Here is a 21,524-nt window from a genome sequence, read left to right as displayed (position 1 = left end):
ACGTTGTCCAGAATCGTGTACGTTCCACTAGAACACGTTCTAAATTCGGGAGGGTTGTCGTGCCGGATCAGGCGTGGTCGAGGTTCTGCCAGGCGTTGGAGAAAGCCGGTGAGGTGGTCCTCTCCGGCCCGGACACCCCGCTGGACCGCGCGGAGGGCTACCGGTATCTCGCCCGGCTGACCCGCGAGATGCTCTACTCCTGCCTGGACAACGCCGATCCCGACTTCCCGCGCTTCCACGAGCTCGACCTGGTGAAGATCGGCGCGGACAACCCGGACAACGTCTACCTGTCCGCGAACATCCGCGGCGACCGCACCTACCGGATCACCGGCACCCGCGGCACGATCGCGTACTTCAGCATCGGCTCCAAGGCCAACCGGTACGCCAAGGACGGCACCATGGCGTCCACCGGCGAGCTGTCCGACGCCGACCTGACCATCGCGCCGGACGGCACGGTGGAGATCATCGCGAGCGCGGCCGAGCAGAGCGGGAACTGGTTGCCGTTGGCGCCGGACTCGACCGGACTCGTGGTGCGCCAGACGTATCTGGACCGGGCCAGCGAAGTGCCCGGCTCGTGGCACATCGAGCAGATCGACGGCCCGGCGGAACCGGCCGGGCTCACCCCGGAATTCTTGAGCAAAGCACTGGGGCGGGCGGCCTTGTCCGTGCACGGCACCGCGGCCACGTTCGCGCACTGGACGCGTACGTTCATGGCGCGCCCCAACGAGCTCCCCGACTTCGGCCAGGAGATGTTCCAGCGCGCGGGCGGCGATCCGGAGATCTTCTACCTGCACGGCTACTGGACGTTGCGGCCAGGTGAGGCGTGGGTGATCGAGACCGAGGTGCCGGACTGCCCGTACTGGAACTTCCAGCTGGACAACTGGTGGATGGAGTCGCTCGACCACCGCCGGAAGATCACCGTCAACAAGCACACCGCCAGGCTCGACGACGGCCGGCTGACGATCGTGGTGGCGGAACGCGATCCGGGCGCCGGGAACTGGATCGACACCTGCGGGCACAGCTCCGGCACCGCGTTGCTGCGCTGGCTCGGTGCCACCGACCACCCGATCCCGAAGTGCCGCGTGGTGCCCCTGGAGGAGATTCGATGACGGTGACGACCGCGTTGAACGTCGAGGAGCTGCTGGCGAAGGCGTCGGCCAAGACCGGGCTTTCGGACTTCGGCGACGACTGGTTCCGCGAACCGCTGGACGTGCTCGTGACCAGCCTCAACACCGAGGCCGCGCTGTCACCGCTGGGCTTCGAGCTCACGAAGCACCGGCTGACCGCGCTGCTGGCCGATCGCCTGCGGCTGCGCGAGTTGCAACGTCAGAACCCGTCGGTCCTCGATGTCGAAGTGCGGGTGGCCGCCGAGATCTGCGGCCTGCCGCGCACCGGATCGACGCTGCTGCACCGGCTGCTGGCCGCGTCACCCCAGCTCACCTCCACGCTGTCGTGGGAGGTCGCGTACCCCCTGCCGTTCCCCGGCGAGGGACCGGACGCCGAAGTGCGCAAACGCCGTGCGCAGGAACGCATGCAGATGTTCTCCCAGCTCTCCCCCGACTTCGGCGACCTGCACACGGTCGTGTGGGACGGGCCGGAGGAGGACGTGATCCTGCTCGACCGGACGTTCGTGTCGATGAGCTTCGACTCGTTCTACTGGGTGCCCACGTACGGCGACTGGCTGCGGTCGGCCGACCAACGCCCGGCGTACCGCGAGCTGCACGAGTGGCTGCAGGTGTTGCAGTGGCAGAGCCCTGGGCGCGACCGCCCCTGGATTCTCAAGTCACCGCACCATCTCACCGCGGTCGACACGGTGCTCAGCGAGTTCACCGACTGCAAGATCGTCATGACGCACCGCTCGCCGGTCAACGCCGTGCCGTCGTACGCCTCGATGGTGCGCGCGATGTCGTCGCAGTACAGCGAGAACGCCGATCCGGTCCGAATTGGACAGTACTGGTCCCGTCGGTTCGCGCGGACTTTGCAGGACTTCGCCGCGGCCCGCGCGGAACGTCCCGACCGGTTCGTGGACGTGCGGTTCGCCGACACCGTCAGCAAACCCCTGGAGGTCGCCCGCCAGGTGCTCGACGCGCTGGGCCTGCCCGCCGGGCCCGCCGACGACGCCGCGTTCGAGGCCTACCTGGAGCAGAACCGCACCGAACGGCACGGCTCGCACTCCTACGCGCCACCGGACTTCGGGCTCTCCGAGGACCAGCTGCAGCGTGACTTCGCCTTCTACTCGGAGGTTTACCTGTGATGCTCCAAGACGAGGTCGTGGTGATCACCGGCGTCGGCCCCGGCCTGGGCTCGAAACTGGCCGTCCGCGCCGCCGCCGAGGGCGCGAAGGTCGTCATGGCCGCGCGGTCCGCCGACGTGATGAAGCAGGTGGAGAAGGACGTCACGGCTGCCGGTGGCGAGGCCGTCGGCGTGCAGTGCGACGTGCGCAAGCCCGAGGACGTGGCGAACCTGGTGCGGACCGCCGTCGACCGGTTCGGCACGATCACCGGCCTGGTGAACTCGGCGTTCGGGCACCCCGGTTTCTTCGACCTGCTGGAGACGCCGGAGAAGGCGATCCGCCGGTCGATGGACATCATCCTGCACGGCGCGCTGAACGTGACCCGCGAGGTGGTGCCGCACATGAAGGCGGCCGGGCGCGGTTCGATCGTCAACATCGGCACCATGGCCACGCGCAAGCCATTGCGCGGCGAGGCCGGTTACGCGGTGGCGAAAGCGGCGATGGCGACCGCGACCAAGTTCCTGGCGCTGGAACTGGGCGAGCACGGCATCCGCGCGAACCAGGCCGTCCTGGGCTGGCTGGACGGCCCCGGCGTGCGCTTCTACCTGCAGCTCACCGCGAACGCGCGCGGGGTGAGCGAGCAGGACGTCTACGACGAGATCGCCGCGCGCAACCCGCTCGGCCGCATCCCGACCGACGACGCCTGCGCCGGTGCGGTGTTGTTCCTGTTGTCCCGCGCGGCTTCCGAGATCACGGGTGCCGTCCTGGACGTCAACGGTGGGGAGTACATGCCGGCATGAGCGCACTGGTGATCGAATCCGTGACCGTGGAGATCGACGCGCCCGCTTCGTTCGTCTGGAGCGTGCTGCTCGACTACCCGAACTATCCACAGTGGAATCCGTACACCCGGGCCGTGGACACGACTTTGGCCGTCGACTCGCCGATCGACCTCACCCTGCCCAAGCCCGACGGCAGCGAGGGCACGTGGGTCAGCCGTGAGTACATCCGCGTCGTCGACCCGCCGCGGCTGTTGCGCTACGACACCGGTGACACGTTCCCGGGCCTGCTCGGCGTGCGCGACCAGCTGATCACACCGCTCGGGGCGGAGAGGTGCAGCTACCACACGTTCGAGACGTTCACCGGCAAGTACGCGGAGGCCGTCTTCGCCGCGCAGGGCGCGTACGTCAAGAACGGCTTCGACTCCGTCGCCCACGCGCTGCGCGACCGGGTCGCCGCGCTCACACTGACACCGTGACCGGGTTCCTCGAACGCCGAACCGCCCACCAGCCGAACAGCACCACCGCCGCTACTCCCCCGAACAGCACACCGGCCAGCGTGGCCTCCTTCAGCACCCCCATGAACACCCACCCGAACGACAGCAACAGCGCACACCGCACCACTCCCAAGCGGCCGGCACGCCACCCCGCGACCGCCAGCAGCACCGCGCCGACGATCGACCCGGCCGACGCCGTCACCGGTATGCGCCACAACCCGTACGACAGGTCCACATAGGACTCCATCGTGAGCGAGGTGGCCTGTTCCAGCCCGAGTCGATCCACGAGCTCGAACGCGGTGAGGTCTACCCCGGAGAAGTACAACCGCGCGAACAGCGCCGCGACCAGCAACGCGCCGCCGACGAGCGCCAGCCGGCCGCCGATCTCCCGCGCGAACACGATCACCGTGCCGCACAACAGAATCGAGGCCAACGCGAACAGCGCGTACCCGGCCGTGACCAGTTCCGGCAGTCGCGCGTACGCGGCCAGTTGCTCAGGTGCCGCGAACGGCTCGGCGTCGAACCGAGCGCGTTCGGCGGCGGTGAACCCGGCCGTCTCCACCCCGAGATGCCGCACGAGCAATGCCGCCAGCCACACCAGCGGACCTGCCAACAACGCGAGAACCCTCATACCTGGCAACCGTAGGAAGCGACCCGGCGACGGACATCGGACCGTGGTCCGAGATCACGCTGTTTCTCTGCGCTGAGTAGTTGTACTGATGGCGTGCACTCGGACGTTCGCGCACGCTCTACGCGTGACCAAACTCGACCGCCGGCGGGGCGCCATTCTGGCCGGTTTCCTCTTCCCCTTCGCCCTGCTCGCGCTGATCGCGTTCGCCTACCGGTACGACTCCTTCGCATCGATCGGCTGGCACGGCGGTGAGTACGCGAACGCGTTCGTCTGGACCGCGATCGGCTCCATCGTCGTCGGTGCCCTGGTCAGGTTCACCGCCGAGGCTCCGTGGCGATCCATCGGCTCCGGAATGATGCTGCTGGGATCGATCGGCATGCTGGTCGTCCTCGCGCTGGGCCTGCTGTTCCTCATGGCGTTCGCGAACCTCGACGCGCCCTAAGCACCTGGCCAGAACTCTTGTCCGAAACCTAGGGTCTCGTTGGCGCCAAGTGGCGTCTGCAAGTACCGAGCCTTTTCCATCCTGTTTCAGCTGGTCATGCCGTCGGAACGGGAGTGTCGGGCTGGTCGCGCTCTCATGGTGTTGGTGAGGGAAGTTGGTAGTAGCTGACGTGATCAGCAAACGCTTGCGTCGGCAGTTTGCTACTACCAACTCGCCATCTGCTGGTGAGGGAACATCGCGGACCAGCACGAACAAGTCGGAAAAAGCTCACCACCAACTCTTGATCGAATCGCCGTGGACTACACCCAACCGTCCGTGACCCGTCGAAGCGTCGCCGCGCCCTGCGTCCAGAACAGGCATGTTGGTAGTAGAAAAGTGCCTGTCGATGGTGAGTTGGCGGTACTTGCAGACGCCATCACGGCCCGGCGCAGGTCCGCCGAGCGAGTAACGGACACAACTTCTGGCGGCCTGCCGCGTCCGCTACAGCATCTGCGACAGACCGCGCAGCGCCGTGGCGATCTGCTCGCGGTGCCCGTCCAGGGTGCTCCTCGTGATGCCCGCGACCGAGGCGCGGGCGACGTCGTCGGTGGCGACCTTGAGCACGGCGCTCATGGCCGCGGCCTGCACCCGGACGTCGATGGTGTCCCGCGGCTTGCCCATGCGTTCGGCGAGCACCTCCGCCAGCGCGTCCTCCGCCCGTTCGCGCAGCATGAGGTAGGCGGCGCGCAACGCCCGTTCGCCGTGCGTCAGCCGGACGACGGCGAGCACTGCCTCGATGTCCTCGTCGGTCGCGGAGTCCAGCAGCGGACTGTAGGTCTCGCGCAGGTGGTCGATCAGTTCGAGTTCGGGCGGCCAGGCGAGCAGGACGACGCAGAAGGCGTCGACCATCTTCGTGAGCAGCGGCTCGACGCAGCTCTCCTTGTGCGGGAAGTAGCGCCAGAACGTGCGTTCGGAGACGCCCGCGGCCTGCGCGATCTGCTCCCCCGAGGTGGCGGCCACACCCTGCTCGGTGAACAACCGCACCGCGTGCCGCGAGATGTCCATGCGCTGCCGCTGACGTTGCTCGTCGCTCACCGGCGGCCGGCCCCGGCGAGGCTTTTCTGCCACAACGTCCGTCATGGGGCGATTCAAGCATGTCACCGTGCAGAATCAATTAGTGGCAGAGAGTGCCAACAAACGCTACGGTCGAGTCATGAGCACCACCACCGAACGTCTTCAGCTGCCGTTCACCAGGCCGAACGTCCTCGAGCTCGCCCCGCTCTACGAGGTCCTGCGCCGCGAAGCGCCGATCGCTCCCGTCACCACGCCCGCCGGTGATCCCGCCTGGCTCGTGACCCGGTTCGAGGAGGTCCGCCTCCTGCTGGGCGACAAGCGGTTCGGCCGTTCCCACCCGGAACCGGAGAAGGCCTCGCGCATCTCGACCGCCGCCGTGCAGGACGGCCCGACCGGCGAGTACGCGACCGAGGAAGCCGACCACGTCCGCATGCGCCGCCTGCTGACGCCCGCGTTCTCCGCCAAGCGAATGCGGATGCTGGGCGACAACATGGAGGAGCTGGTCGACGGTTACCTGGACCGGCTCGTCGCCGAACACGAGTCCACCGGCGTGGTCGACCTGCACCGCGGGCTCGCGTTCCCGTTGCCGGTGGCCATGATCTGCCGGCTGCTCGGGGTGCCGGAGGAGGACAACGAGAAGTTCGCGTCGCTGTCCGAACGCATGGCCGGCACCCAGATCGGCGAGGACGCGCACAAGGCGCGCGAGGAGTTCTTCCGCTACATGGTCGGGCTCGTCGAGGGCAAACGCGGACAGCTCGGCGAGGACGTGATCTCCGACCTCGTCCGCGCCCAGGCCGAGGATCCGTCGTTCAACTACGAGGAGATGGTCCGGCTCTGCGTCGGCCTGCTGTTCGCGGGCCACGAGACCACCGTCAACCGCATCGGCCTCGGCGTGCTCTTCCTGCTCACCGACCGTTCGCGCTGGGAAGCCCTGGTCGCCGACCCGGACGGCCGGGTGGACGCGGTGGTGGAGGAGGTCATGCGCCTGGGCGCGCCCGGCGACCTCGGTCTGCTGCGGTACGCGCGTGAGGACGTCGACATCGCGGGTGTGACGATCCAGGCCGGTGACGCGGTCGTGCTTTCGATCAACGCCGCCAACCGCGACGTGGAGGTGTACAGCGAGGCCGAGGAGTTCAACCCCGACCGTCCGGAAAGGACACACCTCGGCTTCGGCCACGGCGCGCACTTCTGCATCGGCGCCTCGCTGGCCCGCACCGAGCTGCGCGTCGTGTTCGCCGCCCTGGCCCGCCGCCTGCCTTCGATGCGGCTGGCCAAGGACCTCGACCAGCTGGAGGTCCGCGCGACGCTCACCGGTGGCGTCTCCGAGCTGCCCGTCACCTGGAGGTCGGCGTGAAGGTCGTGGTGGACCAGGGAAAGTGCGTCGGCGCCGGGCAGTGCGTGCTGGCGGCGGACGACGTGTTCGACCAGAACGACGACGACGGTCTGGTGGCCCTGCTGGACGCCAGCCCGCCGCCGGAACGGCTGGCTGACGTTCAGCACGCGGCGGCCGTCTGCCCGGCCTCGGCCATCGTCGTCGAGGACTCCTAGTCCGCCTCTAGTCCACGAAGTACGAGTCGTGCTTGTCGCGGAAGGCGTCCAGGTCGCCTTCCGCGACCTTGGCGACCATCTCGAAGTACTCCTCGCGTGGGGCGCCGGGCGTGAACAGCAGCAACATGTCGACCGGTGCGTCGGAGTCGTTGCGGAACGCGTGCAACCCGCCCTGCGGCACGTGCAGGAAGTCGCCCGCCTTCGCATCGACCCACTTGTCGCCGTTGAACAGGCTCAAGGTGCCGTCGAGGACGAAGAACGACTCCGAGATGGTGCGGTGGAAGTGCGTGCTCGGGCCGCCCGCCCTGGGTTTCATCATGACCCGGTACAGCCCGAACTCGCCGCGCGTGGTCTCGGTCGTGGCCAGGTAGTGGATGCCGTTGCCGGGCTCGCCGGTGTCGATCGGCGTGCTCGCGGGGCGGAAAGTGGCGCTGACCTCGCCGCCTTCACCGTGGTAGACCTTCTCTGGATAGGACATACCCCGTAGACACGGTGGCGCGCGGATTTGTGACAGCTACTTCTTCATCAGCGGTTCGACCAGCTTGGAGCCGTCCGCCTTGCCCACGAAGCAGTAGATGCTCCGGTCCGAGGTGCGGTACCCGCTGTCGGTGGTCTTCATCTTCCACGCCTCCGCGGTCGGGATGATCACCCAGTACCGCAGCGTCTTCTCCTTGTCCTGGCCGTTCACCTCGGACGACAGGAACGTGCGCGTGCAGCCCTTGCCGCCGATCTTCGTCAGCTCCTCGACGCCGGGGTACGGCACGTCCTTCTCCAGCTCGGAGTTGGCGAGGACGGTGTCCATCAGCTCGACGTCGTGTTCCTTGTAGCAGCCGACCCGGTCCTTGCTCTCGATCTTCGGGGCGTCCTTCACGGGCATCCAGGTCAGGCAGGAGTTGGGCATCCCCAGGAACGCGGTGTGCTTCAGGTCGCCGTCCGGGCCCGCGGTCAGCACCGGCTGCATCGCGGGGGTGCTGGCGGGGGTGTTGTCGGGGACGTCGGTCAGGCCGATGGTGTTGAACAGCGGCTTGAACACGGTGAAGTACAACAGGACCATCGCGCCGACCAGGACCAGTGGAGGCAGGGTGGCCGAGAGGATCAGGCCGATCGACCGCTTCCGGCGGGGCGGCACGGGAACGGGCGGGGCGCTGATGAACTGGCCGACCTTGATCGGCCCGGACGAGACGTGCCCACTGCCCTGCGACGGCCCGCTGCCCTGCGGCGGCGTGCTCTGAAACCCCACCCCGAGAATCGGCTTGGCCACAGTCGGCCGTCCGTCCAGCACCGGCCCGGTCAGCTGCTGTTCGCCGCCGGCCAGCGCCCGTTCGATCAACCGGTGCGCCTGCGCCACACCCAGCCGCCGCGCCGGATCGGGCTCCAGCAGACCGGTGATCAGCTCACCCAACGGCCCGGTCACGCGCGGCACCGGCCGTTCGCTCATCACCGCGAGAATCGTCGCGGAGGTGGTAGGCCGGTCGAACGCCCCACGCCCCTCCACGGCGAAGAACAGCGTGGCCCCCAACGCCCACAGGTCCCAGGCGGGCATGGCGGGCCCGCCCGCGAGCCGTTCCGGCGACATGTACGCGGGCGAGCCGATCAACGTGCCGGTCGCGGTCAGCCGGGGATCGTCCAGCGACTGGGCGATGCCGAAGTCGGTGAGCTTCGCGGTTCCCCTGCCCGGCACCATCACGTTGCCCGGCTTGACGTCCCGGTGCACGACGCCCGACGAGTGCGCCGCCTCCAGCGCGCCCAGCAGCTGCGCCGCCAGCACCGCCGCCTCGCGCACGCGGAGCGGGCCGTCCAGCTCGACGCACTCCTCCAGGGTGGGGGCGTTGATCAGCTCCATCACGATGAACGTCTCGTCGTGCTCGGAGATGAGGTCGAACACGGTGACCACCGCGGGATCGGCGAGCTGGCTGGCGATCCGCGCCTCGCGCAGCACCCGTTCCTGGTACACGGCCCGTTCGTCCGCCGGAACGTTGCCGGGCAGCAGCAGTTCCTTGACCGCCACGTCACGGCCGAGCACGGCGTCCTTGCCGAGCCACACGACTCCCATGCCGCCCCGGCCCAGCTCGCGGATCAACTGGTAGCGCCCGTTGCCCACCTCACGCATGGGCGGAAGTCTCGCAGCCGATCACCCGCCACCGTCACCCGGTCCGGTGAGATGACGTACACCGGTGGCGTCGCGTGACGGGCGCGAGCGGGAAACCCGGAAACCTAACGTCGCCCGCGTGAGACGACTGACAAAGCTGTTGGCCACAACGCTGCTCCTGACCGGCCTGGCGCCACTCGCGCCGGCGTCCGCGAGCACCCCGACCTGCGCTCCCCTGACGATCTCGGCCCCGGCCGGCGCCAAGATCGAGTCCGTCGACGCCGTCCGGCGCCCCGGCGGCACCGTCGAGTTCCCGCAGACCCCGCTCTCGGCGCCACCGCCGATCCACGACGTCCCGGCGTACTGCGAGATCACCGTGACGCTCACACACGCGGACGATCACGTCGAGGTCGTCGTCGCGCTCCCCGAGACGGGCTGGTCCGGCCGGTTGCAGGGCGTGGGCGGCAGCGCGTACGCCGCGGGCGACACCGGTGCCCCGCTGGTCCAGGCCGTCAAGGACGGCTACACCGCCGTCACCACCGACGCCGGTGTGCTGACCGGACTCGACACCAGCTGGGCGGTCAAGAACGGTGAGCTGGACCAGACGCTGCTGACCAACTTCGCGACCCGCTCGGTGCACGAGGCGGCCGTCGTCGCGAAGTCCGTGGTGCGCAAGCACTATCAGCGTTCGGTCAACTACTCGTACTGGAACGGCTGCTCGACCGGCGGCCGCCAGGGTTACGCCGAGGCGCAGCGGTTCCCCGACGACTACGACGGCATCCTCGCCAACGCGCCCGCCGTGAAGTGGACCCAGTTCGCCGTCGCGACCCTGTGGCCGCAGATCGTGCAGAACCAGGACGGGCACATCGTCGGCAACTGCGTGCTCGACGCGTTCCGCAAGGCCGCGATCGAGGCCTGCGACAAGAACGACGGCGTCACCAACAACATCGTCGACCGTCCGGACCGCTGCAGCTACGACCCGAGGCAGCTCATCGGCGCGAAGATCCTGTGTGAGGGCACCGAAATCGTCGTCACGAAGGCCGACGCCGACGTCATGCGCAAGATCTGGGACGGCCCCACCGACGAACGCGGTCGCACCCTCTGGCCCGGTCTGCCGAAGGGCGCCGACCCGCTGTGGCTCGCGGGCACGCTGCCCGGTTCCCCCGGCCCCGGCTTCCCGGTCGCGGCCCAGTGGGTGCAGAACTTCCTGCTGAAGCAGCCCGGTTTCGACACCTCGAAGCTCACCTACCAGCAGTACCGGGACCTGTTCCGCCAGTCGGTGCGCGAGTTCGACGACGTCATCGGCACCTCGAACCCCGACCTGTCCGCGTTCCGGCGCTCGGGCGGCAAGCTGATCACGTTCGTGGGCACCAACGACCAGCTGATCCCGCCCGGCGGCACGCTCGGCTACCGCGACCAGGTCGAGCGGCGCATGGGGTACGTCAACGACTTCTACCGCCTGTTCACGGCTCCCGGCGTCGACCACTGCTTCGGCGGCGACGGCCCGCAGCCCACGAACCCGCTCGGCGCACTCGTCGACTGGGTCGAGAAGGGCAAGGCGCCCACCACTCTCGCGGCGGCGACGGCCGACACCCAGCGCAACCTGTGCCCGTACCCGCAGTTCTCCCGCTACACCCACGGCGACCCGAAGGCGGCGTCGAGCTACCGCTGCGTCCGCTAGAGCCCGCTGGACACGCCCGTCAGATGTGCTGCAACGCCTTCGGGTACAGCCAGCTGCCGGGCGTGTCCTCGTCCGGGTTCGTGTAGTAATCCCGCACGGCCGCAACGTATTCCTGCACGCTGATCGCACCGTCGCCGTCGGTGTCGAGGTGCGCGAACGCCATCCCGCACTCCTCCTCACCAAGCCCGCGCGCCCGCAACAACACCCCGAACTCGGCAGCGTCGACCCGGCCGTCACCGTTGGTGTCCGCGATGTCCAGCAACGACTGCACGACCTCGAGGAAGTCCGCGTCGAACGGCCCGTGGTCGACGAACGCCTCGATCATGGCCTCGCGGTACTCCCCCGGCCCGATCTTCCCGTCGCGGTCGGCGTCGCAGTGGTCGACCAGCACCTCCCAGAACCGGTCGTACGCCTCCACCAGATCACGGCCGCGCTCCGAGGCCGCCGGCTCGCCGAACGCCCGCAGCAGGCGATTGGCCAACGCGTAAATGTCCGCGAGCTCGATGACGCCGTTGCCGTTGACGTCGTAGTGGGCGAACGTGGAGTCGATCCTGTGCCGCAACACCTGCTTCATGACCAGGCACTGTGCTGATCCCGCCTGGAGAGCGCAAACCACGTCGCCTACTCGGGTGACGTCGCGCAACGATTTCGTCACGGCCATAACAGGGCTTGAAACGCCCGCGAATGCACGGTCAAGCGCAGTCGACGAGGACGTGCGCCGGCCGTGCGACAGGAGGCCGCAGACATGAAAGCGAAAATAGTTCGGGCTTTGCCCCTCGGTGTTCTTATTGCCCTGACCATCGCGACCGGCATCTGGGTCAGTTCCGCCGCGGAGGCGGTGATCGAGACAAAGATCGCCTTCGACCGGGCCGAGGCCCTGAAAACCCTGGGAAACTTCACGCCTGAGCAGCGTGAGGCCTATCGGACGTTCCAGCAGCGCGACTTCTTGTTCCTGGTCGTCTACGGGATCACCCTGCTGATCGCGAACATCAAGGCGTTGACCTGGAAGGGCGCCTCGAGAAAACGGTTCCTCTGGCAGTCCGTCCTGCTGGTGGTACCTGTCGCCGCCGCTGCCTGCGACCTCGTGGAAGACCTCACGATCCTGGCCTGGCTCAACGACACCAAGCCGCTGGAAACAGCGCTGGACGCGGCGTGGTGGTGGGGCCTCGGCAAATTCACGTTCTTCGCCATCGCGATTCTCGTGCCGGTACTGCTGACCGCCCACCGGTTCTTGAAGAAGCGAACGGCCGACCACGAGAAGTACCAGAACAAGGACAGCATCGACCGCACCTACTACACGCTGCGGGCAGCTCTGGCGGCACTCGTCATCCTGCTCCTCGGAGCACTGCTGGTGAGGACCATCTCGCTGTGCTGGTGCATACGCGGATCCATCAGCGCCTATTACTACACTGCCCTGCAACCGATGTTCGTGGGCACGTTGATCGCGGTCGGCATCTGCCTCATCGTCTATCAGGGCACGACCTACATCGAGAACATCCTTCTCGACACCGCCGGCTTCCTGGCCTTCATCGTCGCTTTCGTGCCAACCGCGCCCGGCGACCCCAGGTGTCCGGAAAGCCTCATCAAGTCGGGAATCAGCAAGTCCGACGACATCCGCCTGGAAGTCGTGCAGTACAACGTATTTCCGCTATTGGTCGTGGCACTCGCCGCCACCCTCTGGGCCCTCTTGGCGCGGTACGGAGCCAAGCCCCCGGACGGTGACGACAAGGCTCGGACCGCCTGGCGGCACGAGTTGATCCGGCTCAGAACAGGCCTGTGCGCGGAGGTCGTCGCGATCTTCTGGTTCGCGTGCTTCCACGAGAACTCCAGGGACATGGCCCACGGAGTCGCGGCGTTCGGGCTGTTCGCCTGCATCATCGGAGTCGTCTGGAGCAACCACCTGAGCAGGAGGGGCAACCCCGGCTACAACCAGATGTACCTGGTCGTGGCCGTCATCATGGCGGGCACCCTGCTCAGCACCGCGGTGCTCCACTTCATCTACAAGTGGCCGGTCGCGATCTTCTACGTCGAGGTCGGCCTGATCGTGGAGTTCGCTCTGTTCTGGATCCTCCAGACCAAGGATCTCAAGGGCAAGCCGAACCCCGCGACGACGACCGGCGGCGCGGGCGGCTGAACGACGCCGACTCGGCGTTCCGACGGTGTGCCGGTATAGTTATACCGGCACACCGTCGTACGGAGGATCACGTTGATCGAACTCAAGTCCCCAGCCGAGATCGAGCGCATGCACGTCACCGGCCAGTTCATCGCCGAGGTGCTCGACGAGCTCTCCTCGGTGGCCGCGGTCGGCGTCAACCTGCTCGACCTCGAACTGCACGCGCGCCGCATGCTCGAGGAGCGCGGCGCCGAGTCCTGCTACTGGGACTACTCGCCGTCGTTCGGCCGGGGGCCGTTCCGCAACGTCATCTGCCTGTCGGTCAACGACGCGGTGCTGCACGGCCTGCCGAAGAGCTACGTCCTGCAGGACAGCGACCTGCTGTCCATGGACATCGCCGTCAGCATCGACGGCTGGGTGGCGGACTCCGCGGTGTCGATCGTCGTCGGCACCGCCCGCGAGGAGGATCTGCGCCTCATCCGGGCCACCGAGGAGGCGTTGGCAGCGGCGATCGAGGTCGCGCAGGTCGGCAACAAGCTCGGCGACATCTCCGCGGCGATCGGTGAGGTGTCCACCCGGTACGGCTACACGCCCAACCTCGAGTTCGGCGGGCACGGGCTCGGGCGCACCATGCACGAGGCACCGCACGTGTCGAACAACGGCAGGCGCGGGCACGGCATGAAGCTCAAGCCCGGCTTGACCATCGCGATCGAGCCGTGGCTCGCCGCCACCACCGACCAGATCATCTTCGACGAGGACGGGTGGACGCTGCGGTCCGCCGACGGCTCGCGCACCGCCCACTCCGAACACTCGGTCGCGATCACCGAGAACGGCCCGCTGGTGCTGACCCGCCGCAAGTCCGAACTCGCCAAACAGACGCCCGGTGAGCGGGCCGCGTCGGAGCGGTAGCTCAGCTCCGCGCGGCGAACTTCTCCGCCGCGGACCTCACGATGTCGAGCACGGCGGCCGCGTCGAGCGGCTGCCGGTCGATCTCGAGCGGGTCCGGCCAGGTGAAGGTCCATCCCATCCGGCCTTCCTCCACCCGCCCGTAGCTCAGGTGCGCGTACACGGTGGCCTGCGCCCGTTGTGCCGCGTCCCGTCGAACCACGCCGAGCAGCACCGCTTTGCGCCCGTCGTCGTGCTCGGACAGGTGCAGGGGCTCGCGGGTCTCGAAGACGATCCGCAGACCGCCCATCACCACCGTCCGCGTCTCCTGGTCGATCCGCAGATCGGGAAGCGCCGCCAGCAGGTCGTCGTAGGCGTCCGCGAGCACGTCATCCAGATCCGCCACGGCTTGGCGGCGCAGATCGGCCCTCCGCTCCTCGGTCGCCGCCGCGACCGACCCCGCCGCCTGATCCTCCAGCAGCCGCCGCTCGACCGCGTAGGCCGCGTCCGCCAGCGGGTCCTGCTCGCGCCGGGTGCTTTCGAGGTACCGGTCGAGCACCTCCACCACGGCCCTGGCGTTCTGGTGCCGATGTGCCGGGTCCTTCTGCAGGAGGCGGACGACGAGCCTGCCGATCTTCGACGGGACACCGGTGAGAGCGGGCGGCGCCTCGTGCAGGTGCTGACGCTTCAGGTCGCGTTCCAGGGGCCCGTTGAACGGAAGGCGGCCCGTGAAGACCTCGAAGGCCAGCACTCCCAAGGCGTACAGATCCGTCTTCGGACTCCACGACATCGGGCTGTCCCACAGCTCAGGAGCCATGTAGGGCAGCGTTCCCCCGCCGGCGAGCGTGTAGGTCGCGGTCGACTCCGCCAGGTCCCTGGACAACCCGAAATCGGTGATCTTCCAGGTCGTGCCGAACCTGAGCACGTTGCCGGGTTTGAGATCGCGGTGGGAGATCTTCAGCGTTTCGAGCTGCACCAGACCCAGCGCGATCTGCCGCACCACGTCGACTCCCGCGTCGATGCCGAACGGACCTCGCGTCAACGTCTTGGCCAGCGACTCGTCCGCGAGCGGCATCACGATCAGCAGATCGTCGTCCAGGAAACGGTAACCGAGGGGCAGCACCAGATTGGTCGTGTCGCCGCCGGACCGCATCAGCCGTTCGACGATCTCCGCTTCCCGGCCGCGCTGCCTCTCGTGCTTCTCGGCTCGGTGCAGCAGCCGCACGCGCTTGACGGCCACGGCGGTGCCGTCCTCACCGGTGCCGGTGAACACCTGTCCCATGCCACCGCCACCGATCTCGGCACGCTCGTCGAAACTCCACTCCGCACCGGCGTCATCGGTGAAGCTGAACTCGGAACGCATCCGCGACATGATTCCGCACCGAGCTGCCTTCGCCTCAGGCGATCACCTGAATGTCGCAACACGCCTACGAAAGCCGATGCTCACCGGTCGCCGAGCAGCGCGTGCACCGCGTCCGCGATCAACGCGGAAGGCGAGCCCGTGCCGTAGGGCGAGGCGATCTCCCGCAACGCCGCCCGGTGACCCTCCACGTCGTCCAGCCACGGCAACACCGCGTCGCCCACACCCGGACCAGGCGGAACCAACGTCCCGAACGTGCCCTCGATCTCCGGGCGTTCGGTGCTGCGCCGCACCACGACCACGGGCCGCTTCAGCACGCTCACCTCCTCCTGGATCCCGCCGGAATCCGACACGACCACGGCCGAACCGTGCGCCAGGGCCAGGAACGTCCGGTACGGCTGGGGTTCGATCACCTGCAGGCCGTGCAGCAGGCCGTCGAGCCCGAACGCGGCGACCCGGCCGGCGGTGCGCGGGTGCAGCGGCAGCACGACCGGGAGCGGCAACTCGCCGAGTTCGCGCAGGATCGTCGAGAGGTTGTGCGCGTCGTCGACGTTCTCCGGCCGGTGGATGGTCGCCAGCACGTAGCGGTCGCGCTTCAGGCCCAGGTCGGCCAGTGCGGTGTCTTCTTCTTTCGCGGTGGGCAACGCGTGGGCCAGCGCCTCGACGACGGTGTTGCCGGTGACCGCGACCCGGTCGTCCGCGACGCCTTCGGCGAGAAGGTTGTGGCGGTTCAACGACGTCGGCGCGCAGCACAGGTCGGAGAGGTGGTCGATGAGCACGCGGTTGTGCTCCTCCGGCATCGCGCGGTCGTAGCTGCGCAGACCCGCTTCCACGTGCACCAGCGGCACGTCGCAGGCGTTGGCCGCCAACGCTCCGGCGAGCGCGGAGGTCGTGTCGCCCTGGACGATCACGGCGGCCGGACGGTCCGCGGCGAACACCTCGTCGACCGCCGCGATCGCGCGGCCGAGCTGGTCGCCGCGGCGCAGGCCGCCGAGCGCCAGTTCGTGGAAAGCGCCTGGTTCCGGCACCTCACGGCGGATCAGCGAGTACATCGAGCGGTCGTAGTGCTGACCGGTGTAGATCATGGTGCACGCGCTGCCGAAGTGGTCGACCAGGGGTGCCAGCTTGATCAGCTCGGGTCTGGTGCCGCACACGATCGTCACGGTGGTGGTTTCCCGCACCGCGGCAAGGTACTTCATCGATCCCGTTGTGCCGCCGTCATTCACTCGAAAGCGTTGCTTGGGCTATCGCTCGAAAGTGTTGCGGCAGAGGCGTGTCGTACTGTCCCGCCCATGTCCGGTCATCTGGCTCTTGCGGTGTCGACTGTCCTTTACGGGCTGGGGATAGTCGCCCAGACCGTCGCCGCGCGCAGGGCCGACGAACGTCCGGGCACCGGCGTGGGACTGCTCGCGCGCCTGGCCTCGGATCGGTTGTACCTGCTGGGTTTCAGCGGTCAGGTCGGCGGATTCCTGTTCGCGTTCCTCGCCCGCGAGTCGCTGCCGCTCTACCTGGTGCAGGCCGGGTCGTCGTGCGCGGTCGGCGTGGCGGCGGTGATCGGCGTGCTGCTGCTGGGCTGGCGGATCCGGCGCGTCGAGATCGCGGTCCTGGTCGTGATGGCGTGCGGGCTGCTGTTGCTGACGGGTGCCGCGGCGCCGTCCACGGCGCACGAACTTCCTTTGCTGCCAGCGGTGATCGTGCTCGGCCTGCTGACGCTGGCGGTGCTGCCGCTGGCCCGCGTGTTCAGGGGCGCGGTCCCGCTGCTGGCCGGCATCGCCTATGCCGTGGTGGCCGTGGCCGCGCGGACGGTGTCCGGAAAGCCGTTGCTGGAACTGGTGCTGCACCCGCTGACCTGGGTGATGGTGATCGCGGCGTTCGTCGGGCAGGCCTGTCTGGCCACGGCGTTGCAGCGGGGTTCGGCCACGTCCGCGGTGGCGTCGATGGACGCGACGACCGTGGTGATCAGCTCGGTCGCGGGTCTCGCGCTGATGGGTGACCGGATCGCGCCGGGCCGCGAGTGGTGGGTCGGGCTGGGCGTGCTGCTGGTGGTGAGCGGCGTGCTGGTGCTCGGCCGCGTGTCCAAGCCCGCACCTGAGCTCGTGACGGCGGACCGGTGAAGCCCGTCGCCAGCGTGTCGCTGGACCTCGACAACCTCTGGGCGTACCTGAAGACGCACGGCGACCCGCGTTGGGAGCACCGGCCGAGCTTCCTGCCGTCCGCCGTGCCCCGGTTGCTGGACGTCTTCGGCGAACAGCGGTTGACCACAACGGTTTTCGTCGTCGGCGCGGACGCGGAACGCGACGACGGCGCCGCGGCCGTCGCGGCGATCACCGCCGCCGGGCACGAGGTGGCAAACCACTCGTTCCGGCACGAGCCGTGGCTGCACAGGTACTCCGACACCGAGCTCGAAGCCGAGATCGTGCGCGCGGAAGAAGCGATCGTCGCCGCCGGCGCACCGCGACCCGTCGGGTTCCGCGGTCCTGGTTACAGCGTCACGCCGCAGCTGCTCGACCTGTTGGGCCGGCGCGGATACCGCTACGACGCGAGCGTGCTGCCGACGTGGATCGGACCGCTCGCCCGCGCGTACCACAACCGGACGGCAGGCTCGACCGACGGCGGCGAGGACCTGTTCGGCGGGTTCGGCCGGGTGCGCGCGCCGAACAAGGCGTATCGCTGGCGTGCCAACGGTTTGGTCGAGTTGCCGGTGACCACCATGCCATTGCTCAGAGTGCCGATCCACGGCGCGTACCTGTTGCAACTCCACCAGATCTCGCCACGGCTGGCGCGCGGGTACTTCCGCGCGGCATTGCGGTTGTGCCTGCTCAGGAACGTGTCCCCGTCACTGCTGCTGCACCCGACCGACGTGCTGACGGCCGCCGAGGCGCCCGGCATGGAGTTCTTCCCCGGCATGGCGGTGCCCGGCGCCGAGAAGATCGCGCTGCTGGAGTGGGTGTTGTCCCTGCTGCGCAAGCACTTCGACGTGGTCGGCACCGGCGAGCACGTCGCGCGCGTGGCGGTTTCCGGTCTGCGCGAACGGGATCCCGTCGCATGTGGCTGACCTCCCTGCTGCGCGTGCTCGCCTGCGCGACGGTGGCGCTGGCCCCGCTGGAGGGTTATCTGCTGCAGGTGCACGGTCAGCTGGCCAAGGCCGTGCCCGCCGCGTTGATCGCCGTGTGGCTGATTTCGCTGGTGCGCCACCGGAGATTGCCCGCGCCGCACCCGTTGCACCTGCTGCTGGCGTTGCTGGCGGTGGTGCTGCTCACCACGTCCGCGATCCACGTGGCCGAGCCGTTCACGCTCGAATACCTGGTGCGCTGGCTGCCGTTCCTGGTGATCACGGTGGTGCTCGCCGACGTGGCCGCGCGCGAGGTCCCGGTACGAGCCTTGCTAGCGGCGTGCGTCGCCGGCGCGGTCGTGGCGGCGGCCGGCGGGTTGATCAGCCTGTTCGGTGGCGAGCTGCGCGCGACCGGTCCGCTGGAGGATCCCAACGACCTGGCGTTCTTCCTGGTCGGGGCGCTGCCGTTGCTGGTGGCGCTGCCGGGCCGATCGCGGATCGTGTTGTTGCTGCTGGGCGCGGTGCTGGTGGCGGGGACGGCGGCGACGTTCTCCCGCGGCGGTGGCATCGCGCTGGCCTGTGCCCTGGCGTGGTTGATCGCGCGGCGGGCACTGCCGGTGCGCGCGGTGGTCGTCACCGCCGCCGTCGCGGGCGTGGCGGCGCTGGTGTTCGCCGGGGTGGCCCAGGCCGAGCTGGCGCGGGCGTTCCAGGAGAAGAGCCACATCGCCGGCACCAACGCCGACACCAGAATGCTGCGCTGGCAGGCGGCCGCGCGCATGCTGGCCGACTCGCCGGTGGTCGGCGTCGGGCCCGGCGGGTTTCGCCAGGAGTACGCGGCGGCGTCGCACAACGCGGAGCTCGACGAGCAGACCCCGGTGGCGCACAACCTCTTCCTGGAGGTGGCCGCGGAACTGGGGTTGCCGGGGTTCGCGGTGCTGATCGGGTTGGTCGCGATCGGGTTCGTGGCGAGCGAACGGGCCTTGCGCGCCACGACCGGCCGACATGAGGCGGTGCCGCTCGCCTTGCCGGTCACGACCGTGTCCGTCGCAGGCGAGCGAGCGTCGCGGTCCGTTCCTGGTCGACGTGAGGCAGTGGCGGTGCAGGCGGCCCTGATCGCCGTGCTGGTCGCGTCGATCTTCCTGTCCGAGCAGTACTACCTGCCCCTGTGGCAGCTCGTCGCGATCGCCGTCGCGATCGAGGTGCGGGCACGGAAGGAGGGTCGATGCGCGTTCTCCACGTGATCAGCGAGATGGGGGCGGGCGGTGCGGAGGCGCTCGTGGCCGGCATGGCGCCCGCGGGTTCCGACGTCGGCTGGGAGTCGGCGGTGGCGAGCGGTGGTGGCTTCCGCGCCGACGCCGTGGCGGCCGCCGGTGTGCCCACGTTCGAGGTGCCCGTTGCTCGCAGGTCCGCAACGGGCGTGCTGCGTGCGGCGTGGGCGACGCGCAGAGCGGTGCGCCGGTTCCGGCCCGATGTCGTTTTGGCGCACAACGTGTCCGCGAGTCTGGTCGCCCGGATCGCGGCTCCCCGGCGGCCTCTGGTGACGGTGTTCCACGGGGTTGCCGAGGCCGACGTCGCCGGTGCCGTTCGGGTGTTGCGTCGTGTGTCGGACGCTGTTGTCGCCGTCGCGTCGGCTTCGGGCTCGCGGTTGCTGGACGCCGGACTGGGCTCGGTGGTGGTGATCCCCAACGCGGTCTTCCCCTCACTTCCCCAGACCGACCGCGCGACCGTGCGGAAGGCGCTCGGAACCGGTCCGGACGTGCCCGTCGCGCTGTGCCCGGCCCGGCTGGAACCGCAGAAGCGTCACGACGTGCTCCTCGACGCGTGGGCGCAGGTTCCCGGCGACGCCGAGCTGTGGCTGGCCGGCGACGGCGGCCTGCGGGCGGAGCTGGAAGCCCGCAAGCCTGCCAGGGTCCGGTTCCTGGGGACCCGCACCGACGTTCGCGATCTCCTGGAGGCGGCGGACGTCACCGTGCTCACCAGCGACTGGGAGGGCATGCCGATCGCGCTGCTCGAGTCGCTGGCCGCGGAACGCCCGATCGTCGCGACCGACGTGGACGGCGTGCGGGAGGTGCTGTCCGGTGGCGGCGGCGTCCTGGTTCCGCGCCGCGACCCCGCTTCGGCGGCAAAAGCATTGCGCGGCTTGCTCTATTCGCCGGTCGCCCGCGCGGTAGCCACCTCGCACGACGGCTCGGCTGACGCGCACGCGTTGATGAAGTCCTACGACGAACTCCTCCGTACCGTCCTGGAGGGACGATGAAGGTTTCCAGAGCCGTTCTGGAAGGCGTGCTGGCCGCCATCGCGGTCGGTGCGCTCGTGCTGCTGGCGGTGTCGCTGCGCGGCGCCGAGAGCGAAGGCAGGCTGGCCCTGCTGGCCACACCGTCCACACCGGACAGTGCCCAGTTCGGCGAGGTCACCTCCCTGGCCGCGCCGGCCGTGGTGCAACTGGTCCGCAGCCCCTCGGTTCTGGACGCGGCCGCCGAAGCAGCCGGCACCACACCGGACCGCCTGGCCGACGCCATCGCCGTCGAACTGGTCCCCGCGTCCGGCGTGGCCCGCATCTCCGTGCGCGCCGACTCGGCCGACCACGCCGCCGCGGCGGTCACCGCGGTCGCCAGGGCCGTGATCGACGCCGACCTGCTCGCCCCCGCCGCACGCTTCCGCCTGGTCGACCCCCGCCCCGAGACCACGTCGGTGAAGCCGGACTGGCGTCTGGCCTCCGGTCTCGCGCTGGTCGCCGCGGTGATCGCGGGAGTGGCCATGTTCGCCCTGCGACGCCTGCGCGGCAACCCGGTCCGCGCCGCCCTCGCGACCGCGGGCATCGGTCACCCCGTCGTCGTCGCACATGACGACGACCCCGCGTTGATGGAACGGCTCACGGCGTTGTGCGCGGCGGCGGCACGTCCGGTGCGGGTGCTGCCGGTCAGCCCGGAACTGGCTGAGCGCGCGGAGGAACTGGCGCGGACGTTGCCCGACAAGGCTTCCGAGCCCGCGGACGGCACGGCGGTGATCGCGGTGGCGGCGAACGACCGCGAGCGGCGCAACGACCTCGCGACGGCTCTCGCGGTGCTGCCGGCGTCTTCTGTGGTGGTGGCGGTGGTGCTTGCATGATCACCGCGGTGCTTTCCGATCTCGCAACGCCTCCAACCGTCGCGTCGAACCCGGTG

22 protein-coding genes are annotated in these 21,524 nt (G+C 69.0%); 15 read left to right on the top strand and 7 right to left on the bottom strand.

The annotated features are described in order from the left end of the window. Positions 1-59: 59 nt before the first annotated feature. From G7043_RS16135 to G7043_RS16120, 4 genes are read left to right on the top strand one after another with little or no spacing between them, the layout of a single operon-like run. The gene (locus tag G7043_RS16135; RefSeq protein WP_166046492.1) at positions 60-1,109 is read left to right on the top strand and encodes a DUF1214 domain-containing protein; all 1,050 of its coding nucleotides are present in this window, start codon (positions 60-62) and stop codon (positions 1,107-1,109) included. Continuing rightward, positions 1,106-2,254 carry a sulfotransferase family protein gene (locus G7043_RS16130; RefSeq protein WP_166046491.1) on the top strand — a complete coding sequence of 383 codons (1,149 nt, stop codon included), beginning with the start codon at positions 1,106-1,108 and terminating at the stop codon, positions 2,252-2,254. Before G7043_RS16135 ends, G7043_RS16130 begins: the two co-directional genes overlap by 4 nt. Further along, the gene (locus tag G7043_RS16125; protein ID WP_166046490.1) at positions 2,254-3,033 is read left to right on the top strand and encodes an SDR family oxidoreductase; all 780 of its coding nucleotides are present in this window, start codon (positions 2,254-2,256) and stop codon (positions 3,031-3,033) included. The genes G7043_RS16130 and G7043_RS16125 overlap by 1 nt, the downstream gene beginning before the upstream one ends. Further along, on the top strand, positions 3,030-3,488 hold the full coding sequence (locus G7043_RS16120) for an SRPBCC domain-containing protein (protein WP_166046489.1): 459 nt from the start codon (positions 3,030-3,032) through the stop codon (positions 3,486-3,488). Before G7043_RS16125 ends, G7043_RS16120 begins: the two co-directional genes overlap by 4 nt. Here G7043_RS16120 and G7043_RS16115 read toward each other — a convergent pair. Next, on the bottom strand, positions 3,472-4,137 hold the full coding sequence (locus tag G7043_RS16115) for a hypothetical protein (protein ID WP_166046488.1): 666 nt from the start codon (positions 4,135-4,137) through the stop codon (positions 3,472-3,474). The genes G7043_RS16120 and G7043_RS16115 overlap by 17 nt on opposite strands. Before the next feature lie 124 nt (positions 4,138-4,261). Between G7043_RS16115 and G7043_RS16110 the strand changes: the two genes are divergently transcribed. After that, entirely contained in the window at positions 4,262-4,579 is a 318-nt protein-coding gene (locus G7043_RS16110) for a hypothetical protein (RefSeq protein ID WP_166046487.1), read from the top strand. 480 nt (positions 4,580-5,059) lie between these two features. Here the strand turns inward: G7043_RS16110 and G7043_RS16105 are convergent, their stop codons facing one another. Beyond that, positions 5,060-5,698 (bottom strand): TetR family transcriptional regulator, encoded by a 639-nt coding sequence (locus G7043_RS16105; RefSeq protein WP_207311260.1) that lies wholly within the window; start codon positions 5,696-5,698, stop codon positions 5,060-5,062. Between the two features lie 73 nt (positions 5,699-5,771). Between G7043_RS16105 and G7043_RS16100 the strand changes: the two genes are divergently transcribed. Together G7043_RS16100 and G7043_RS16095 are read left to right on the top strand one after the other, a co-directional pair. Further along, positions 5,772-6,986, top strand: a complete 1,215-nt coding sequence (locus tag G7043_RS16100; RefSeq protein ID WP_166046486.1) for a cytochrome P450 — start codon at positions 5,772-5,774, stop codon at positions 6,984-6,986. After that, entirely contained in the window at positions 6,983-7,180 is a 198-nt protein-coding gene (locus G7043_RS16095; protein ID WP_166046485.1) for a ferredoxin, read from the top strand. The genes G7043_RS16100 and G7043_RS16095 overlap by 4 nt, the downstream gene beginning before the upstream one ends. 7 nt (positions 7,181-7,187) lie before the next feature. Here the strand turns inward: G7043_RS16095 and G7043_RS16090 are convergent, their stop codons facing one another. After that, positions 7,188-7,658 carry a cupin domain-containing protein gene (locus G7043_RS16090; RefSeq protein ID WP_166046484.1) on the bottom strand — a complete coding sequence of 157 codons (471 nt, stop codon included), beginning with the start codon at positions 7,656-7,658 and terminating at the stop codon, positions 7,188-7,190. Positions 7,659-7,694: 36 nt separating this feature from the next. Next, on the bottom strand, positions 7,695-9,290 hold the full coding sequence (locus G7043_RS16085; RefSeq protein ID WP_166046483.1) for a serine/threonine-protein kinase: 1,596 nt from the start codon (positions 9,288-9,290) through the stop codon (positions 7,695-7,697). A gap of 118 nt (positions 9,291-9,408) precedes the next feature. Between G7043_RS16085 and G7043_RS16080 the strand changes: the two genes are divergently transcribed. Beyond that, positions 9,409-10,950 carry a tannase/feruloyl esterase family alpha/beta hydrolase gene (locus tag G7043_RS16080; protein ID WP_166046482.1) on the top strand — a complete coding sequence of 514 codons (1,542 nt, stop codon included), beginning with the start codon at positions 9,409-9,411 and terminating at the stop codon, positions 10,948-10,950. Between the two features lie 19 nt (positions 10,951-10,969). Here G7043_RS16080 and G7043_RS16075 read toward each other — a convergent pair whose 3' ends face one another. Next, a complete protein-coding gene (locus tag G7043_RS16075) occupies positions 10,970-11,524 on the bottom strand; it encodes an EF-hand domain-containing protein (protein WP_166046481.1) in 555 nt (184 codons plus the stop codon). 171 nt (positions 11,525-11,695) lie between these two features. On the opposite strand from G7043_RS16075, the gene G7043_RS16070 reads away from it, so the two are divergent. Both G7043_RS16070 and map read left to right on the top strand, forming a co-directional pair. Further along, positions 11,696-13,084, top strand: a complete 1,389-nt coding sequence (locus G7043_RS16070) for a hypothetical protein (RefSeq protein WP_166046480.1) — start codon at positions 11,696-11,698, stop codon at positions 13,082-13,084. Positions 13,085-13,156: 72 nt separating this feature from the next. Continuing rightward, positions 13,157-13,972, top strand: a complete 816-nt coding sequence (map, locus tag G7043_RS16065) for a type I methionyl aminopeptidase (protein ID WP_166046479.1) — start codon at positions 13,157-13,159, stop codon at positions 13,970-13,972. Between the two features lies 1 nt (position 13,973). On the opposite strand, the gene G7043_RS16060 is transcribed toward map, so the two are convergent. Both G7043_RS16060 and wecB read right to left on the bottom strand, forming a co-directional pair. Continuing rightward, a complete protein-coding gene (locus tag G7043_RS16060; RefSeq protein WP_166046478.1) occupies positions 13,974-15,311 on the bottom strand; it encodes a serine/threonine-protein kinase in 1,338 nt (445 codons plus the stop codon). A gap of 80 nt (positions 15,312-15,391) precedes the next feature. Then, positions 15,392-16,507, bottom strand: coding sequence for a non-hydrolyzing UDP-N-acetylglucosamine 2-epimerase (gene wecB, locus G7043_RS16055; RefSeq protein WP_166046477.1), 1,116 nt, complete (start codon positions 16,505-16,507; stop codon positions 15,392-15,394). A gap of 93 nt (positions 16,508-16,600) precedes the next feature. Between wecB and G7043_RS16050 the strand changes: the two genes are divergently transcribed. Genes G7043_RS16050 through G7043_RS16030 form a run of 5 tightly spaced genes read left to right on the top strand, consistent with a single transcriptional unit; the run spans position 16,601 to position 21,468 of the window. Beyond that, entirely contained in the window at positions 16,601-17,422 is an 822-nt protein-coding gene (locus G7043_RS16050) for a hypothetical protein (RefSeq protein WP_166046476.1), read from the top strand. Further along, positions 17,419-18,363: a polysaccharide deacetylase family protein gene (locus G7043_RS16045; RefSeq protein WP_166046475.1), complete on the top strand. Its 945-nt coding sequence runs from the start codon at positions 17,419-17,421 to the stop codon at positions 18,361-18,363. Before G7043_RS16050 ends, G7043_RS16045 begins: the two co-directional genes overlap by 4 nt. Beyond that, a complete protein-coding gene (locus G7043_RS16040; RefSeq protein WP_166046474.1) occupies positions 18,354-19,601 on the top strand; it encodes an O-antigen ligase family protein in 1,248 nt (415 codons plus the stop codon). The genes G7043_RS16045 and G7043_RS16040 overlap by 10 nt, the downstream gene beginning before the upstream one ends. Next, positions 19,583-20,617, top strand: a complete 1,035-nt coding sequence (locus G7043_RS16035; RefSeq protein WP_166046473.1) for a glycosyltransferase — start codon at positions 19,583-19,585, stop codon at positions 20,615-20,617. Before G7043_RS16040 ends, G7043_RS16035 begins: the two co-directional genes overlap by 19 nt. Continuing rightward, positions 20,614-21,468, top strand: a complete 855-nt coding sequence (locus G7043_RS16030) for a hypothetical protein (RefSeq protein WP_166046472.1) — start codon at positions 20,614-20,616, stop codon at positions 21,466-21,468. The genes G7043_RS16035 and G7043_RS16030 overlap by 4 nt, the downstream gene beginning before the upstream one ends. Positions 21,469-21,524: the final 56 nt, after the last annotated feature.

The organism is Lentzea alba, assembly GCF_011067745.1.
Taxonomy (GTDB): Bacteria; Actinomycetota; Actinomycetes; order Mycobacteriales; family Pseudonocardiaceae; genus Lentzea; species Lentzea alba.
Note: the sequence above shows the minus strand (reverse complement) of the source record. Positions and strands in the feature narration are given on the sequence as shown.

What these genes read in the sequence shown, in the direction of transcription:
- G7043_RS16130 (WP_166046491.1), top strand. Translation starts at nt 1,106, where the DNA reads ATGACGGTGACGACCGCGTTGAACGTCGAGGAGCTGCTGGCGAAGGCG.
- G7043_RS16125 (WP_166046490.1), top strand. Translation starts at nt 2,254, where the DNA reads ATGCTCCAAGACGAGGTCGTGGTGATCACCGGCGTCGGCCCCGGCCTG.
- G7043_RS16120 (WP_166046489.1), top strand. Translation starts at nt 3,030, where the DNA reads ATGAGCGCACTGGTGATCGAATCCGTGACCGTGGAGATCGACGCGCCC.
- G7043_RS16115 (WP_166046488.1), bottom strand. Translation starts at nt 4,137, where the DNA reads ATGAGGGTTCTCGCGTTGTTGGCAGGTCCGCTGGTGTGGCTGGCGGCA.
- G7043_RS16105 (WP_207311260.1), bottom strand. Translation starts at nt 5,698, where the DNA reads ATGACGGACGTTGTGGCAGAAAAGCCTCGCCGGGGCCGGCCGCCGGTG.
- G7043_RS16100 (WP_166046486.1), top strand. Translation starts at nt 5,772, where the DNA reads ATGAGCACCACCACCGAACGTCTTCAGCTGCCGTTCACCAGGCCGAAC.
- G7043_RS16090 (WP_166046484.1), bottom strand. Translation starts at nt 7,658, where the DNA reads ATGTCCTATCCAGAGAAGGTCTACCACGGTGAAGGCGGCGAGGTCAGC.
- G7043_RS16085 (WP_166046483.1), bottom strand. Translation starts at nt 9,290, where the DNA reads ATGCGTGAGGTGGGCAACGGGCGCTACCAGTTGATCCGCGAGCTGGGC.
- G7043_RS16075 (WP_166046481.1), bottom strand. Translation starts at nt 11,524, where the DNA reads ATGAAGCAGGTGTTGCGGCACAGGATCGACTCCACGTTCGCCCACTAC.
- G7043_RS16070 (WP_166046480.1), top strand. Translation starts at nt 11,696, where the DNA reads ATGAAAGCGAAAATAGTTCGGGCTTTGCCCCTCGGTGTTCTTATTGCC.
- G7043_RS16060 (WP_166046478.1), bottom strand. Translation starts at nt 15,311, where the DNA reads ATGCGTTCCGAGTTCAGCTTCACCGATGACGCCGGTGCGGAGTGGAGT.
- wecB (WP_166046477.1), bottom strand. Translation starts at nt 16,507, where the DNA reads ATGAAGTACCTTGCCGCGGTGCGGGAAACCACCACCGTGACGATCGTG.
- G7043_RS16050 (WP_166046476.1), top strand. Translation starts at nt 16,601, where the DNA reads ATGTCCGGTCATCTGGCTCTTGCGGTGTCGACTGTCCTTTACGGGCTG.
- G7043_RS16040 (WP_166046474.1), top strand. Translation starts at nt 18,354, where the DNA reads ATGTGGCTGACCTCCCTGCTGCGCGTGCTCGCCTGCGCGACGGTGGCG.
- G7043_RS16035 (WP_166046473.1), top strand. Translation starts at nt 19,583, where the DNA reads ATGCGCGTTCTCCACGTGATCAGCGAGATGGGGGCGGGCGGTGCGGAG.
- G7043_RS16030 (WP_166046472.1), top strand. Translation starts at nt 20,614, where the DNA reads ATGAAGGTTTCCAGAGCCGTTCTGGAAGGCGTGCTGGCCGCCATCGCG.